General features: G+C 59.7%; 13 protein-coding genes. 6 read left to right on the top strand and 7 right to left on the bottom strand.

Annotated features, from left to right (window positions below):
- Window positions 1-82 precede the first annotated feature (82 nt).
- The gene (gene rpsA, locus D3Y59_RS00570; RefSeq protein ID WP_119443267.1) at window positions 83-1,915 is read right to left on the bottom strand and encodes a 30S ribosomal protein S1; all 1,833 of its coding nucleotides are present in this window, start codon (window positions 1,913-1,915) and stop codon (window positions 83-85) included.
- A 661-nt stretch (window positions 1,916-2,576) separates the two neighbouring features.
- Window positions 2,577-3,650: a fatty acid desaturase family protein gene (locus D3Y59_RS00565; RefSeq protein ID WP_119443266.1), complete on the bottom strand. Its 1,074-nt coding sequence runs from the start codon at window positions 3,648-3,650 to the stop codon at window positions 2,577-2,579.
- 527 nt (window positions 3,651-4,177) lie between these two features.
- On the opposite strand from D3Y59_RS00565, the gene D3Y59_RS00560 reads away from it, so the two are divergent.
- Window positions 4,178-5,083, top strand: a complete 906-nt coding sequence (locus D3Y59_RS00560; RefSeq protein WP_119443265.1) for an alpha/beta fold hydrolase — start codon at window positions 4,178-4,180, stop codon at window positions 5,081-5,083.
- A gap of 131 nt (window positions 5,084-5,214) precedes the next feature.
- Here the strand turns inward: D3Y59_RS00560 and D3Y59_RS00555 are convergent, their stop codons facing one another.
- The 5 genes from D3Y59_RS00555 to tsaD all read right to left on the bottom strand — a co-directional run bounded on the left by D3Y59_RS00555 (window position 5,215) and on the right by tsaD (window position 8,826).
- A complete protein-coding gene (locus D3Y59_RS00555; protein ID WP_119443264.1) occupies window positions 5,215-5,709 on the bottom strand; it encodes an HNH endonuclease in 495 nt (164 codons plus the stop codon).
- Between the two features lie 135 nt (window positions 5,710-5,844).
- Window positions 5,845-6,648, bottom strand: a complete 804-nt coding sequence (locus tag D3Y59_RS00550) for a C40 family peptidase (RefSeq protein WP_240410442.1) — start codon at window positions 6,646-6,648, stop codon at window positions 5,845-5,847.
- A 123-nt stretch (window positions 6,649-6,771) separates the two neighbouring features.
- Window positions 6,772-7,242: an SsrA-binding protein SmpB gene (gene smpB / locus D3Y59_RS00545; protein ID WP_119443262.1), complete on the bottom strand. Its 471-nt coding sequence runs from the start codon at window positions 7,240-7,242 to the stop codon at window positions 6,772-6,774.
- 73 nt (window positions 7,243-7,315) lie between these two features.
- Window positions 7,316-7,723 (bottom strand): thioesterase family protein, encoded by a 408-nt coding sequence (locus D3Y59_RS00540; RefSeq protein WP_119443261.1) that lies wholly within the window; start codon window positions 7,721-7,723, stop codon window positions 7,316-7,318.
- A 92-nt stretch (window positions 7,724-7,815) separates the two neighbouring features.
- Window positions 7,816-8,826, bottom strand: a complete 1,011-nt coding sequence (gene tsaD, locus D3Y59_RS00535; RefSeq protein WP_119443260.1) for a tRNA (adenosine(37)-N6)-threonylcarbamoyltransferase complex transferase subunit TsaD — start codon at window positions 8,824-8,826, stop codon at window positions 7,816-7,818.
- A gap of 153 nt (window positions 8,827-8,979) precedes the next feature.
- Between tsaD and D3Y59_RS00530 the strand changes: the two genes are divergently transcribed.
- From D3Y59_RS00530 to truB, 5 genes are all read left to right on the top strand, one after another.
- On the top strand, window positions 8,980-13,554 hold the full coding sequence (locus D3Y59_RS00530) for a translocation/assembly module TamB domain-containing protein (protein WP_162910434.1): 4,575 nt from the start codon (window positions 8,980-8,982) through the stop codon (window positions 13,552-13,554).
- Window positions 13,555-13,685: 131 nt separating this feature from the next.
- The gene (locus D3Y59_RS00525; protein ID WP_119443258.1) at window positions 13,686-14,579 is read left to right on the top strand and encodes a cell division protein FtsX; all 894 of its coding nucleotides are present in this window, start codon (window positions 13,686-13,688) and stop codon (window positions 14,577-14,579) included.
- A gap of 62 nt (window positions 14,580-14,641) precedes the next feature.
- On the top strand, window positions 14,642-14,956 hold the full coding sequence (locus D3Y59_RS00520) for a DUF3098 domain-containing protein (RefSeq protein WP_119443257.1): 315 nt from the start codon (window positions 14,642-14,644) through the stop codon (window positions 14,954-14,956).
- Window positions 14,957-14,962: 6 nt separating this feature from the next.
- Window positions 14,963-15,751, top strand: a complete 789-nt coding sequence (locus D3Y59_RS00515) for an undecaprenyl-diphosphate phosphatase (RefSeq protein WP_119443256.1) — start codon at window positions 14,963-14,965, stop codon at window positions 15,749-15,751.
- Entirely contained in the window at window positions 15,748-16,551 is an 804-nt protein-coding gene (gene truB, locus D3Y59_RS00510; RefSeq protein WP_119443255.1) for a tRNA pseudouridine(55) synthase TruB, read from the top strand. Before D3Y59_RS00515 ends, truB begins: the two co-directional genes overlap by 4 nt.
- The last annotated feature ends 106 nt before the right edge of the window (window positions 16,552-16,657 follow it).

Below are 16,657 nucleotides of genomic sequence, written 5' to 3'. Positions count from 1 at the left end.
AGCGTGCCCAAAAAATATCACTAAAAAACCCCCGGCCTTGTGGGCCGGGGGCTTCTCATTTAGCTGTGGTTAGCAGCGAAGCTTAGCCGTTGTTTTCGGCGTCGCGCTCGTTACCCATCATCCGGTCGCGCAGGGCGCTCAGGGCGTCGAGGTCACCTAGGGTCGACTTCTCCGCTTTCTTCAGATCGGCAACTTTGCCTTCGCCGGTGTTGCCACCTGCGTTAGCGCCAGCAGCAGGCTTCTTCTTCTGGAACTTGGCAGCGCGGTTGTTTTCCTCCTCTTGGCCGGCACCGTAAGTTGCAGAGTGCGACAGCACGATGCGACGGTCGTCTTTCGAGAACTCAACTACGCGGAAGTCCAGCGCCTCGCCTACTTCAGGCTGCGAGCCATCTTCTTTGGCCAGCGACTTGGGGTAAGCAAAACCTTCGATGCCGTAGGGCAGCTCCAGCACGGCGCCGCGGTCCGACTTCTCGGTGATGGTAGCCTTGTGCACCGAGCCGGGGGTGAATACCGTCTGGAAGGTGTCCCAGGGGTTTTCTTCCAGCTGCTTGTGGCCCAGGGCCAGGCGGCGGTTCTGCACGTCGAGTTCGAGAACTACTACGTCCAGACGGTCGCCCACCTTCACCATTTCCGAGGGGTGCTTCACCTTCTTGGTCCACGACAGGTCCGAAACGTGCACGAGGCCGTCAACACCTTCTTCCAGTTCTACGAACAGGCCGAAGTTGGTGAGGTTACGCACCAGGCCGTTGTGCTTCGAACCTACAGCGTACTTGCCACCGAAATCGGCGCGGGTCCACGGATCTTCGGTCAGTTGCTTGATGCCGAGGCTCATCTTGCGCTCGTCGCGGTCGAGGGTCAGGATCTGAGCCTCTACTACGTCGCCCTGCTTGATGAAGTCCTGCGGGTTGCGCAGGTGCTGGCTCCACGACATTTCCGAAACGTGGATCAGGCCTTCAACGCCAGGCACAATCTCCATGAACGCACCGTAGTCGGCTACGTTCACAATGCGGCCTTGTACGCGCGAGCCGGGCTGCAGGTCTTGCGGCAACGAATCCCACGGGTGCGGGGTCAGCTGCTTCAGGCCAAGCGAAATACGCTTCTTGGCTTCGTCGAAGTCCAGAACTACTACGTTCAGCTTCTGGTCGAGCTGCAATACCTCGCTCGGGTGAGCGATGCGGCCCCACGAGATGTCGGTGATGTGCAGCAGGCCGTCTACGCCGCCGAGGTCGATGAACACACCGAAGTTGGTCATGTTCTTGATAACGCCCTCGAGGATCTGGCCTTTCTCCAGGTTGTTGAGGATGGCTTCGCGCTGCTTCTCCAGGTCCTTTTCGATGAGGACTTTGTGCGAAACAACCACGTTGTCGAAAGCGGCGTTGATTTTCACCACTTTCACCTCCATGCGACGACCAACATAGATGTCGAAGTCGCGGATGGGCTTCACGTCGATCTGCGAGCCGGGCAAGAAGGCTTCTACGCCGTCCAGCTCCATGATCAGACCGCCCTTGGTACGACGCTTAACTACACCTTCCAGGATGGTGTCGTTTTCGAGCGCGTCGTAGATGGCCTTCCAAGCCTGCTTGATCTTCGCCTTCTTACGCGAAAGGATCAGCTGGCCGTTGGCATCTTCCTGGTCTTCGATGAATACTTCAACCTCGTCACCGGCTTTCAGGTCGGTCAGGTCGCGGAATTCCGAGCGCGGAACCAGACCGTCCGATTTGAAACCGATGTTCACGATTACGTCACGGTCGCCGACCGAAACTACCGTGCCTTTTACTACTTGCTCCTCCTCAACGGTGGTGAGCGTACCGGCGTACATTTCTTCGAGACGGGCGCGCTCCTCTTGCGAGTAGTTGCCGCCGAAGCTGTTGGCTCCGACGTTGTCCCAGTCGAAGTTGTCTACCATTTCTGCCATGATATTGCAGTTGGCCCTCGTGTACACGTCCGGCGCAGGGCCCGCCTCCGGAACGCGTTTGTATTGATTTCCAGAGCTAAAGCCCTGTCCCGCCACCCTGGCAGGGCCGCAAAGATACTGATTTTAAGTCAGTAAAATAGATGTAGCTGACTGCTACGAAGTTTACGCTACTATTCAATTAAGTATTGATTGCCCTCATTTTACAACCAGAATTACCTCTTGGAGGTCGTGAGGATTATACTTGAGTTTACACGTGTCTCCGGCTTTCAACTCATCACTAGAATGGGTTGATACCACTGCATCGACTTTTGTGCCGCTTACCTTATAGCTAACGCGAGTATTCTTACTGTTCACACTTGTAATAACCCCGTATGCTTCTTTCCCATTATGCAATAGATTGTTCCGCCACTGCCGTTTGACTGCTTCAATGGCTATAAATAATAAGGGAAACATTAACAGTAAGGTGAGGTCAATTCGATGTACCCATATATAAATTAAGGCTCTGATTAAGGTTGATTGCTGTTTTTTCCGTCGCATAGGTACATATACCTGAACTATTGGCTTAGCATCTGAAGCCCTAGGCCACTTGCATAACCTGAAAAATAGCAACGGCCTGCTTCAAGGGAAGCAGGCCGTTGCTAATAAAGGTCAGCGACAATTACTACGCCCGTCCCATCTGCCGCAAAAACAGCACGTGCGACAGCACGGCCGAGCGCATGCGGGGGAATTCGTTGTAGGTCACGTTGAACTCCTCGCAGGCCTGCTTGATGATCTTGCTGATGGCCGGGTAGTGAACGTGCGAAATCTTGGGAAACAGGTGATGCTCTACTTGGAAGTTCAGGCCACCTAGGAGCCAGGTTACCACCTTGTTGTTAGTGGCGAAGTTGGCGGTGGTTTTGAGCTGATGCACGGCCCACTCGTCTTCCATTTTGTAGGTCTGCGCGTCGGGTACAGGGAAGGTGGCGGGCTCTACGGTGTGGGCCAGCTGGAACACCAGGCTCAGCGAGAAACCGGCCACGGCGGCGAAGATCAGAAAGCCGATAACCCACGACACGAAGCCCACGACGTAGATGGGAATGCCCACGAACAGCACGAGGTACAGCGCCTTAAAGCCCCAGAACACCAGCTGATCTTTGGTTTCCATCTTCTTCAGCGGAACCGAGCCGATAGAGCCTTTGAAGTATTTTTGGTAGTCCATCATCACGACCCAGGCCAGGTAAAACAGCGCGTACAAAAACCAGAAGTAGTAGTGCTGGTAGCGGTGCAGGGCGCGGCGCGGCTGGGTTTCGCTCAGGCGCAACCAGGGCTGGGCATCGATGTCGTCGTCTACGCCATCGATGTTGGTGTACATGTGGTGGATGAGGTTGTGCTTCATGTTCCACATGAAGGAGTTGCCGCCGAACACGTTCAGGGTAAACGCGGCGGCTTGGTTTAGCCAGCCGTGCTTCGAAAAGGAGCCGTGGGCGCCGTCGTGCATGATGTTGAAGCCGATAGCGGCTCCTACCCCACCCATCAGGATACACTCCAGAATGGCCAAACCCGTGGAAGGCGTGAAGAACACCAGGTGGATGTAGAGAAACAGCAGCGCACCGGTAAGCAGGGCGGCCTTCGTGAACAAGGTGGCATTGCCGGTGGTGGCTTTGCCCGATTCTTCGAAATAGGCGTTGACGCGCCGCTTCAGCTCATTGTGAAACGACTCTTTTTGCCGAACGGCGGCAAACTTGGGTACTGACATGCAATCGGGGAAAAACTATGGGGCCGCGAAGGTACGCGGTAATGACTGCTGCGCACATCGACGGGCCAAAGCCAACAAATGACATTTGTCAGTTTTGGATGGCGCGCGGGTGGCAGGCCTTTTATACGCGCCTACGATGCCGCTCGTTCCCTGATAAGGATAAGAATTAAGCACTTGGGTAGCGCCTCGCCCGAGGGGGCACGCTCTCGCAAAGGGCTTGCTTTAGCGCATTAAGAAGTTAAGTCCGGTTGCCTGAGGCTGCCAAACAAGCACGCGTGGGTATGCACCTAGGGGCTAGTGTGATTACCACCGCGGCGCCAGTTCCGGAGAGGCAACAACGATTTAATAAGGCAAGGCTGGTAAAAGTTTGTCGGGCGAAAAGCCTGGTTAGCCGGGCTGCCGTGGGTGCTGGCCGCCAAATGTGGCGCAAAGTGCGTGCGTGCTGTGCGCAGGCGAGCCAACGCCGGGCGGGTTGCGGCAGTACTGAATAAATTCAGCATTGAACACAACCCACAACCACACCGCGTATGAGCTACCTTAAAGTTGGGCAAGATGCCCAAGGCAACCCCGTTAATATCTTTTACCAAGACTGGGGCCAAGGCGACCCGGTGGTGCTGATTCATGGCTGGCCTGCCGACCACCAAATGTGGGAGCACCAGGCCCATACCTTGCCGCACTACGGAAAGCGCGTAATTGCCTACGACCGCCGCGGCTTCGGCAAGTCAGATAAACCCTGGAACGGCTATCACTACGACACGCTGGCCAGCGACCTGAACGCCATTCTGGAAGGCCTGAACCTGCAAAACGTAACGCTAGTGGGCTTTTCGATGGGCGGAGGCGAAGTAGCCCGCTACATGAACCGCTACGGCGGCGCCCGTGTGAGCAAGGTGGTGCTGGTAGCCAGCGTGCTGCCCTACCTGCTAAAAACCGACGACAACCCCGATGGCGTGGATAAGTCGACGTTCGACGACATCATGAAGAACCTGCGCAAAGACCGCCCCGATTTTTTGCAAACCTTTGGCAAGCAATTTTACGGCGTGGGGGTGGTAAGCCACCCCGTTAGCCAGGCCATGCTCGACTGGATGCAGACGATTTGCCTGCAGGCCTCGCCGCACGCCACCGAAGCTTGCGCCCACGCCTGGGCCGAAACCGACTTCCGCCAGGATGTGCTGGCCATTCGGGTGCCTACGCTCATCATTCACGGCACCAGCGACAAAACAGTGCCCATTGAATCCAGCTCCGATCAACTGGCCAAGCTGCTGCCCCAAGCCACCTACGTTCGCTACGATGGCGAGCCGCACGGCCTGTTTGCCACGGCCGATGGCAAAGACCGCCTCACGCAAGACTTGCTGAATTTTACGGGCGCCTCTAACACTCCCGTAAGCGACGACAGCCGCCACGGCGCAACGCAGCAACCGCAGGGCAACCGTTAAGCCGCAACTTCAACCCAAATAAGCACAAGGGCCCGGCAGCTGGCAGCTGCCGGGCCCTTGTGGTATTGCGGTGGCCTTGAGCACCTAGGGCCCTGGGCATAAAAAAACCGGGCAGCTGGTGCTGCGCCGGTTCAGTTGAGGTAGGCGTGCCAAGTGTGGTCGATGGTGCCGGCACTAAGTTTCAGAAAACCAGCCAAGGTGGGCTTTTTGGGCTTTTGCCGAACGGTTAGGCCAGCTTCTTCGGGGGTGCGGTGGCCTTTGGCGTGGTTGCAGCGGGCGCAGGCGGTCAGCAGGTTGCCCCAACTCGAGTCGCCGCCGCGCGAACGGGGCAGCACGTGGTCGAGGGTGAGGTTTTTGGTGGAGCCGCAGTACTGGCACTCAAAGTTGTCGCGCTTCATCACGTTGTGCCGGCTCAGGGCAATGCCTTTGTAGGGCACCCGCACGTAGCGCTGCAGGCGGATAATGCTCGGTTTGGGATAAGCCATGCTGACGGTGCGCAAGAACGCGCCCTCTTTGTTGGCAATCAGCTCGGCTTTTTCGAGGTACAGCAACACAAATGCCTTCTGCACGCTGCAGAGGGTAATGGCGGAGTAGTCGCCATTCAACACGAGCACTTTTTGGTCCATACACCGGGGGTCGTAAGCGTTCGGAACTAGCCGTAAGCTAGGGCTTTCCAGCCGTTTACGCAACCAACACCGGTGCGGGTTGGTTCAAGTTGAGCTTGCCTATTGTGCTTGTACTTTGCCGGGCCCGAGCGGCACCTAGGCGGGCAGCACGCGCTTAATAAGGCGCAGCTTGTGGGTGTACTTCTGGCGCTGCTTGTTGTAGATGCCGTTGTGGTCGAGCACGTCGATGCGCACCTCGCCGCTGGCGTGCAAAATCTGCTGGTCGTCGAGCATCATGCCCACGTGGATGATGCGCCCCTCGGCGTTGTCGAAAAAGGCTAGGTCGCCGGGGCGGGTTTGGTCCACAAAGTGCACCACCTCGCCTAGGTCGATTTGCTGCCGGGCATCGCGCGGGAGCTGCACGCCAATCAGCCCAAACAGCTGCTGCATCAGGCCCGAGCAATCGACGCCGAAAAGCGTACGGCCGCCCCACAGGTACGGCGCTTTCAGAAACAGCTGGCCAGCTTTCAGCAGCAGGGCCGTGCGTTTGTCGGTGGGGCCCAGCGGACCGTGGCCGTTGAGTGGGTTGGTGGCGGCGCCGTTGTAGAAGTACGTTTCGGAGCCCAGACGCAAAGTCATGCCGTCGAAAAACGGCAGGCGGGCGCCTAGGGTAATCGGAATGCGGGTGGTGGCATTGCTGACTACCTGCACCACATCGAGGCTGCGCGGGTGCTCCTGTGCGCTCCAGGCGGCCAGGTACTCCGCCGACACGGGCGTGTGCTGTTTCACGTCCATCCACCCTAGGTAATCGTCGGCGGTGGTGCGCACCTGCACCCAGTTGCCCTGCGTTTGCACCAGGCTGTAGCAGTCGCCGAAAACCAGTTGGGTTACGATTTCGGCTTTGTCAGCCGGTTCGGCCCGTACCGGCACCGCGCTCAGGGCGCAAACTCCGTGTTCCAAGGGGGTAATAACAGGTAAATCAGGCCGCAAGGTACGCACGGAAAGCTTTGTCAGGTGGAGCGAAACCGAGGCACCGGGGGTAAATTTTCGCCCCTGCTCTCTGCTTCGCACTTGGCATCAGCACTAATACTGGTTGCGGTCCATTTCGCGCTTAACGTCGCGGGCTTTGATGTCCTCGCGTTTGTCGAACAGCTTTTTGCCTTTGGCCAACGCAATTTCGACCTTGGCAAAACCCCGCTCGCCGATGAACATGCGCAGCGGAATAATGGTGAGGCCCTGCTCCTGGCTTTTGGCCTCGAGCTGGCGCATTTCTTTTTTAGTGAGCAACAGCTGCCGCGCGCGGGTGGGCTCGTGGTTGTTGTAGGTGCCTTGGGTGTATTGCGCAATGGTTACCCCGTGCAGCCACAGCGTGCCGTTGGCGCCGAAGGTGCAGTAACCATCGGTAATGTTGGCGTTGCCCTCGCGCAGGCTTTTGATTTCGGTGCCTACCAGCACCATGCCGGCGGTGTACTTGATCAGAAACGAATACTCGTACCCGGCCCGGCGGTTTTGGATGTTGACGGAGCGCGGCTTGGTGTCGGTGGCTTTTGCCATGGATTGATGTGGCGGAATAGAGCAGTGGCTGCAGCGGCCGTTGCTTTACGGAAATAGTGCGGGCGCGGTGGTGTTAGTGGGCCGCGCGCAAGGCCGCAAACCGGGCCTCGAGCTTGGCTTTATCGACGATGCGCTGGCCGGTGCGGCCCGTGGCTACCAGCCGCTCGCCCACCCGCGCTTCTACGGTGCAAGTAAGTTCGCGGCCGTGCAGGGCGGCAAAGGTAGCAGTAACCCGTACGGTTTCGCCCTCAAAAGCAGGCGCATGGTGCTGCACCTCCAGCATGGTTCCAATGCCCTCCTCCCCTGCTTCGCGCATCTCGAGCACGAACAACCGGCCCGCCCACTCCATTTCGCGCCCTAGGGCAAAGGTGCTCAGCACGGGATGCACCAGCCCGTTGCCGGCCTCAAAGCTGGCGAAGTCGGCGGGTACGACGGTGTAGTGGTGGGTTTTCTGGTCGCCTGGGTGGTAGGGATTATGCATTTGGTTTTTCGTTGTTGGTTGTCAGTATTTCGAAGCGGAGAAACGAACGGCAAAACGCCATAAACCAACAACCAAAAACGAAAAACCAATTCTTACGCCAGCTTCAACCTAGGGTCGGGGCTGGCCAATTGGGAGGCAAAGTCGCCGGCTAGGTACTGAAAGTGCGCGGCCATGGCAATCATGCCGGCGTTATCGGTGCAGTACTGAAAAGCCGGGATGAACACGCGCCAGTCGTGGTCTTCGGCCAGGCGCTGCAGCTCGGCCCGCAGGCCCGAGTTGGCCGCTACGCCTCCGGCAATGGCAATGTTGGTAAGGTTGAAGTCGGCGGCGGCGCGGCGCAGCTGGCGCATCAGCGTTTGCAGAATGGTGTGCTGGATGCTGGCGCAGAGGTCGGGCAGGTTTTCCTCGATGAACTGGGGATTCTGCTGCGTTTGTTGGCGCAGAAAGTACATCACGGCCGTTTTCACACCCGAAAACGAAAAATCGTAGCCGGGCATTTGGTTTACCGGGAACGGGAAGCGCAACGGGTTACCCTGCTGAGCCAATTTGTCGAGCCTAGGTCCGCCGGGGTACGGCAGGCCCAGCAGCTTGGCCGTTTTGTCGAAGGCTTCGCCGGCGGCGTCGTCCTGGGTTTGGCCAACAATTTCCATGTGCAGGGCGCTGCGCACCACCACCAGCTGGGTGTGGCCGCCACTTACCGTCAGGCACAGAAATGGGAATTCGGGCCGCGGCTCCTCAATGAAATGCGCCAAAATGTGCGCACGCATGTGGTTTACGGCCAGCAGCGGCTTGCCCAGGGCCAGGGCAAAACTTTTGGCAAACATGCCGCCCACCAGCAACGAGCCCAGCAAGCCCGGGCCTTGCGTAAAGGCTATGGCGTCGAGGTCTTCCTTTTGCACCCCGGCTTTTTGCAGCGCCGCCTGCACCACCGGCAAAATGTGCTGCTGGTGGGCGCGCGAGGCCAGTTCGGGCACCACGCCGCCGTATAATTCGTGCACTTGCTGCGAGGCAACCACGTTGGCCAGGATTTTGCCCCCGGCCATTACAGCTGCTCCTGTATCGTCGCACGATGATTCAATGGCCAGAATAATTGGGTGTTCCATAGGATGATCCGCGGCTTATGTGCGGGCAGTTAGCTTTTTTTGCAGATTATCTGCCCGTTCGGAGCACACAAGCATCCGTTGGGGCAGCGTTTACGTCTTGCTGCTGGGCAGTCGCGCAGCGGCTCCGCTTTCTACCACACCGCCAACAACCGCGTGCAAGTTATAAAGGCCATCCTGAAGGTGTTGCTCGGGCTATTGCTCGTGCTGGGCCTGTTGCTGGGCGCGGCGGTGCTGGCCTTGCGGGTGCCGTCGGTGCAAACCCGGGTGGCGCAACGGGCAGCCCAAATCCTGTCGGACAAGCTCGAACAGCCCGTAAGCATTGGGCAGGTAACCATTCGGCCGTTTACCAAAGTGGTGCTCGACCGCGTGCAGGTGCTCGACCGCCGCGGTGGCCAGCTGTTTTACATCGGCGAGCTGGAGGCCGACGTCAGCACGTTCTCCATCTTTTCGCCCAACAAGCTCTACCTGAGCAAAGTTACCCTTACCGAGGCCCGGTTTGCCTTGGTAACCTACCCCAACGCGCCCAACGCCCGCACCAACCTCGATGAGTTTCTGACGGCTTTCAAGCGGCTGCTAGGTGCCCCCGACACCACCAAAACCGCCAAGCCCTTCGACTTTAAGGTTGAGCGCGTGGCCCTGCGCAACGCCCGCTTTGTGCTCGACCGCCGAGACCGACCTAGGGCCCGCGAGTACGGCCGCTCAATGGATTACGCCCACATGTTTGTCGACAGCATTTACGCCGATCTGTCGCAAATCTGGTTTCGGGGCGACACCTTGCATACCCAGATCGACGGCTTGCGGGCTACCGATATTCCGTCGAAAACGCGGCTACGCGAGCTTACGGCCGACATGACGTATGCGTCGCGGTTTTGGGAGTTCGACAAGCTGACGTTGCGCGTAGGCCAAAGCCGCCTGAGCGACTACGTGAAGTTCGAGTACAAGCACTTCCTCAACTTCACCGATTTCAACGACTCGGTAAAGGTAACGGCGCGGCTGCAGCCCAGCAGCGTGTACTCCGACGACATTGCCCAGTTTGCACCCCAGCTCGAAAAGTGGCACGAGCACGTGCTGATATCGGGCGAGGCCAAAGGCTACGTGCGCAACTTCGCGGCCAAGAACCTGAATGTAAAGTACAGCAACGGCGGCACGCACATCATCGGCAACGTATCGGCCGAGGGGCTGCCCGAGTGGAAGGAAACCTTTGCCGAGCTGCGCCTGCGCCCCGGCACCGTGCTCAACCCGCGCGATTTGCAGCCGGTGCTGCCGGCCTCGGTGTATCCTTACTTCCAGCGCCTAGGCACGGTTAAGCTGAACGGGCATTTCCTAGGTTTTTACAATGACTTTGTAGCCAACGGCGACTTCCAAACCAACCTGGGCAAGCTCACGGCCGACGTCAACCTGAAGTTCAAAACCGACCCGCGCAACTCCAGCTACGAAGGCACCGTGCGCACGGCCGGCTTTCAGCTGGGCAAGCTGCTCGGCGACGAGTCGTTGATTCGCGACGTGGCCGTGAACGGGCGCGTGGAGGGCGTGGGCTTTGCGCCCGACGCGGCCCGCCTGCAAGCCAACGCCACCATACCGCACATTTGGCTGAAAGGCTACCGCTACCAGAACATCGTGGTAACCAACGGCCGCCTTACCCGCCAGGAGTTCGAGGGCAAGGTGAACATCAACGACCCCAACTTGCAGCTCACGGGCGAAGGCAACATCAACTGGGGCCGCGGCCGGCAGGCTTTCGATTTGGTAACCGACGTGCGCCGCGCCAACCTGCAGGCCCTAGGTATCATCGGCGAGCCGCTGGTGGTGAGCACCCAGGCCGACGTGCGCTTTCAGGGCCTCACGCTCGATGAGCTGCTGGGGCGCATACACCTGCGCAATACCCGCCTAACCCTACGCGGCCGCACCGTGCACCTCGACACACTGGATGTGCTGGCCAACCGCCGCGACGGCGAACGGCTGCTGGCCATGCGCTCCGATGCGTTCCGGCTGCGGGCCCGCGGCAACTACCAGTTTTCGCAGGCCATGCGCGATGTGCGGCAGCTTATTCAGGAGTATCGCCTCAACTTCGAGGGCGACGCTGCTGCCACTGCTGCTTACTACCGCCGCAAGCGCCGACAGGTAACGCCCGACTACGCTATCGACCTGAACTTGCTGCTGAAGCGGGCCAACCCGCTGATTCACGTGTTCCTGCCGCAGCTCAGCGTCAGCGACTCGGCGCGCATCGAGGGCTCGTTCCGCAACGGGGCCACGTCCATTCTTTCCCTAGGTGGCAAGGTGGGTTTTGTGCAGTACGACAGCGTGCGGGCCCACAACGTGGAGTTCGACCTGCTAACCTCGAAGGTGCCCAATGCTCCCGATGTGCTGGCCCAGGCCAGCGTAACCAGCGCCCGGCAAGAAATGCCCGTGCTGGGCCGCACCGAGCAGTTTTACGCCGAAGGTGTGTGGGACCAAGACAAAATCAACTTTTCGTCGTCGTTGGCGCAAACGGGCACTACCAACCGGGCCACCATCAACGGTGCCCTCGATTTTTTGCCGAACGCCGTGCAGATTGTCTTCCGCAAATCGGGCCTAAACCTGCTGGGGCGCGAGTGGACGATTGCCCAAGACGACGCCATTTTGATTGCCGGTGCCGGCCACGAAATAACCGTCCCGAACTTTTCGCTTTCCAACGGACCGCAGCGCATCCTGGCCACCGGCCAAGTATCCGACGACCCGGCCCGCACGCTGCACCTCGAAATACAAGACCTGGAGCTAGCGACCCTTTCGCCGCTTACGCGCCAGAACATGCGTGGCCGCGTAAACGCTACCGGCGACGTGCGCGGCGTGTTCGGGCAGCTGGTGGCCGCCTCGCGCCTCACCGTCGACTCGCTGTACTTCGATAACGTACTGATCGGCAACGTGTCGGGCATGTCGAACTGGGACAACCCCAACAAGCGCCTAGGTGTGAACCTCACCGTTGAGCGCGACCAGTTGAATGTGCTGAGCGTAGCGGGCACCATTGCCCCGGGCGCCGCGCAGGAACAGCTAAATCTTACCGGCGCCCTCAACGATGCCCCGCTGAAGCTGGCCGAGCCCTTTTTGGCGGGCGTGCTGACCAACCTAGGCGGCACCGGCCGCGGCACCCTGCGGCTGGTCGGGCCGTTTTCGGCGCCCACCCTGCGCGGCGACGTGGCCGTGCGGCAAGGCGTGTTTACGTTTCCGTACCTGAACACCACGTACACCTTCGAGGACAACATTCGCTTTTTCGAGGACCGCATGGTGTTCCGGAGCATTCGCCTGCGCGACGTGCTGGGCAACACCGGCACCCTCGACGGCACCATTTACCACCAAGGCTTCGAGCAGATGCGCCTGGCGTTGCGCGCCAACTTCCGGCGCATGCAGGTGCTCAACACCACGCGCCGGCAAAACGAGCTGTACTTCGGCACGGCCTTCGCCACGGGCGAGGCCAGCGTAACGGGCCCCACCGATAATCTGGTCATCAACGTGCGGGCCCGCAGCGAAGCCGGCACCCGCCTCTCGCTGCCGCTCGATAACGCCGCCACCGCCACGCAGGCCAACTACATTCAGTTCGTAAACCGCAACGTGCCGGCCGATACCACCAAGGCGCAGGCCGCTCCCAAAAGCGCTGCCGTTGATTTATCGGGCATTTTGCTGAACTGCGTTTTCGACGTGACGCCCGACGCATACATGGAGGTAATTCTGGACGAAACCACCGGCGACGTAATCCGGGGCACGGCCAGCGGGCAGTTGCGCATGAACATCGATACGCGCGGCGATTTTAACATGTACGGGCAGCTGGAAGTGGTGCGCGGCGCCTACAACTTCACGCTGCAAGGCCTCGTGAACAAAGAATTTCAGGTGCGCCCCGGTGGCACACTCACCTGGAACGGCAGCCCCCTCGAAGGCCAGATGGACGTAACCGCGGCCTACACCCAGCGCACCTCGTTGGCGCCCATTTTGGCCGGGGCCGATGCCACGGGCACCAGCGCTTTTGCGAGCGTTACGGCCGTAATGCACCTCACCGGCGACATGCTGCTGCCGCGCATTCAGCTGGGCCTCGAGTTCAACGACGCGCCCACCACGCTCGAAGGACAGCTCACCTCCTTCCTCTCCAACATCCGCAACGACGAGCAGGAGCTCAACCGGCAGGTGTTTTCGCTGCTGCTGTTCCGGCAGCTTTCGGCGCCCGGCCAGTTTGGCACGCCCGATTTGTTTGCCGGCAACAACGCCGTGCAAAACAGCCTAGGGCAAATTCTGTCGACGCAGCTCGGCTTGCTCACCTCGCAAATCGACCAGAACCTCGAAATCGACTTCAACCTCGACGGCGTAACGGCCGAGGAGCTCCGCGACCTGCAAGTACGCCTGAGCTACAGCTTGCTGCAGGGCCGCTTGCGCGTAACGCGCTCGGGCGGCATCACCAACAACACCAGCGGAACCTCCGTGAACCCCGCGCAAAACTCGCTGATCGGCGACATCGGGCTGGAGTATTTCCTGCGTGCCGACGGCAAGTTCAGGGTGCGTTTGCGTTACGAAACCACCCCGCGCGACATCGGCGACCAGGCCCAGTTTGCCAACCAGCAGCGGGCCGGCCTTTCGGTGGTGCACACCGAGCAGTTCGACAACCTTACCGAGTTGTTTGCCCGCAAGCGCCTGCGCCGCCGCGAGGAGGCCCGCCGCAAAGCCCGCGAACAGCTCATCATCGACGACGACCCGCGCACGGCCCTGTGATACAATGATCGATTACCAATGAGCAGTTAGCAATGCTCAGTTGGCTGTTACACTACGCCTGGTACTTGTGGGCGGTTATCCCGAGCGGCTAATTGCTCATTGTTCATTGATCATTGTACTTTTGCCCCCCGATGCCGCAGTTCCGCCCCGTACGCAAAAAGAAACTAGGGTCTTACCCGCACACCATGGTGGTGTTCAGCATTACGCTGGCGCTGTTGGTGATTGGGCTGTTCGGGCTGCTGCTGGTGCACGCGCACAAGCTATCGGAGGCGGTAAAGGAAAACCTGGAGGTGCAGGTGTACCTCGAGCGCAACCTGCCCGAAACCCAGCTGCTGCGCTTGCAGCGTACGTTTGCGCAAAAGCCCTACATCGCCTACCGCGAGAATCAGGCGCAGGTGCGTTTTCTGTCGAAAGAAGAAGGCGCCCGGCAGTTTGTGGAGCTTACCGGCGAGGAGTTTCAGCAATTTTTGGGCGACAACCCGTTGCGCGACGCCTACATCCTTAAAATCAACCCGCAGTTTGCCGATTCCGTGCAGCTGCGCCGCATCAGCCAGGATTTGCGCCAGCAGCAAGGCGTGTACGAGGTTACGTACGTGCAAAGCCTGATTAGCTCCATTAACCAAAACGTGCGCAAAGTAAGCCTGGTGCTGCTGGGCTTTGCGGTGCTGCTGACGCTGGTGGTGGTAGTGCTCATCAACAATACCATTAAGCTGGCCTTGTTCTCGCAGCGTTTCCTTATTCGCTCCATGCAGCTGGTGGGCGCCACGCCGTGGTTTATTCAGGGGCCATTTTTGCGGCGGGCCACCTGGCAGGGTTTCGTGAGCGGCACCGTGGCCGCGTTGCTGCTGCTGGCCTTGCTGCAATCGGCGTACCTGCAGCTGGATGAGCTGCGGCTGCTGCGCGACGAGCGCCTGATTGCGGCCGTGCTGGTTGCGCTGGTGTTGCTGGGCTGCGTTATTGGTTTTTTCAGCTCTTACCGGGCCGTGCGCAAGTACCTGCGCATGTCGCTCGATGATTTGTATTAAGCAGATTGGCGCCGGCAGCGTACAAGGCTAATCACCTGCTGCCCAGCGTCCCAACTCATATTATGGAACAGCGCAACAACCGCTTCGCCTTTGGGCCCCGCAACTACCGCCTGATGTTTATCGGGCTGGCTCTGCTGGCTGCCGGCTTTATCACGATGAGCCTGGATACGGCCGACTACGGCGAGGGATTTTTGGGGCTTACCCTAGGTCCTATTTTGCTGGCCCTGGGCTTTACGGTCGAGTTTTTCGCCATCATGGCCAAGTCGTCGTCGGGCAACGCGGCGGCCGGGCCCACGCAGCCGGCAGGCTCCAACAGCGCTACCGTGCCCAACGCCGCCCCGGCCGAGCCGGTTAAGCCTACGTTTCAGCGCCGCTAGGTACCAATGAGTTATTGGCACGCCTTCCTGCTGGCAATTGTGGAAGGCCTTACGGAGTTTCTGCCCGTTTCCAGCACCGGGCACATGGTCATTGTGGCCAATTTGCTCAACATCGGGCAACTGCCTTTTACCGAAACCTACATCACCAGCATTCAGCTGGGGGCCATCTTGTCGGTGGTGGTGCTGTACTGGCGCCGCTTTTTGCAGAGCTTCGATTTTTACTTGAAGCTGGCCGTGGCCTTTCTGCCGTTTGGCGTGGCGGGCTTCTTGCTGAAAGACGTAATTGCCGATCTGCTGAAAAGCGTGACGGTGGTGGCCACTTCGCTGGTGGTGGGCGGCATCGTGCTGCTTTTCATCGACCGCATTTTCAAGGACGCGGGCAAGCAAACCACCACTCCCAGCTTTGCCAATGCATTCAAGATAGGCCTGTTTCAATGCCTGGCGCTGGTGCCGGGCGTGTCGCGCTCGGCGGCTACCATTGTGGGCGGGCTGGCGCAGGGCTTCGACCGCCGCTCGGCCGCCGACTTTTCCTTTTTGTTGGCCGTGCCTACCATGACGGTAATCACCGCCTACGAGCTGTACAAGACCTACAAGCTGAACCCCTTGCAGTCGGCCGACATCAAAGTGCTGCTGTTTGGCAACGCGGTGGCGTTTGTGGTGGCGCTGCTGGCCGTAAAATCGTTTGTGGCATTTGTGAGCCGCTACGGCTTTCGTGCGTTCGGCATTTACCGCATCATCGTGGGCGGCATTATCCTCACGATGATTGGGTTGGGCATTAATCTTCAGTTGGTATGAGCCAGGCTAAACAGCACCGCCACCCCCAGCCCGAGCAAGAGCCGGGCGAAGTGCTGCTGGTGGATAAACCTTTGCATTGGACGTCGTTCGACGTGGTAAAAAAGGCCAAGTACGCCCTGCGCCCCCGCAAAATCGGGCACGCGGGCACGCTCGATCCGCTGGCTACCGGCTTGCTGATTTTGTGCACCGGCAAGCAAACCAAGAGCATCGACAGCATTCAGGCGCAGGAAAAAGAATACACCGGGGTGTTTCGCCTAGGTCAGATTACGCCCTCCTACGACCTGGAAACGGCCGTAACCGAGGAGAAACCCTGGGAACACATTGCCCTGGCCGACCTGCAAGCCGCCGCTCAGCGCCTTACCGGCCTCATCGAGCAGACGCCGCCGCTGTACTCGGCCGTTAAAATCAACGGCGAACGGGCCTACGAACTGGCCCGCCGCGGCGACACGGCCGAAATCAAAAGCAAAACCATCGACATCAAGGTGTTTGAGCTGCCCGAGGTAAACGGGCCCGAGGTGCATTTTCGCGTGGTTTGCTCCAAGGGCACGTACATCCGCAGCCTGGCCCGCGACTTTGGCGAGCTGCTGGGTTGTGGCGCCCACCTTACCCGGCTGGTGCGCACGCGCATTGGCGAGTACCGCCTCGAAAACGCCCTGAGCATTGCCGACCTGGAGGCCCGCCGCCCTCCGCGCCCTGAGGGCGAAACCGACCGGCCGCCCCGCGGGCCACGCCCCGAGCGCCGCTCCAACCTCAAGTACCTCGATACGTTTCCGCCCGCCGCGGCGCCCGAGGCCGAGTAAGGCGCTGGCCAGCGCCTTCGGCGGCCCTAGGTGCTGGGCGGGCCGGCCGCCCGGGGGAGCACGGCCGTATACAGTTTCCGGCACCTTGCCCGCGGCCCGGCTGCGG

It is taken from the genome of Hymenobacter oligotrophus (assembly GCF_003574965.1).
Classification (GTDB): domain Bacteria; phylum Bacteroidota; class Bacteroidia; order Cytophagales; family Hymenobacteraceae; genus Solirubrum; species Solirubrum oligotrophum.
The sequence above is the reverse complement of the archived record's forward strand: the minus strand, read 5'-3'. Positions and strand labels throughout refer to the sequence as shown.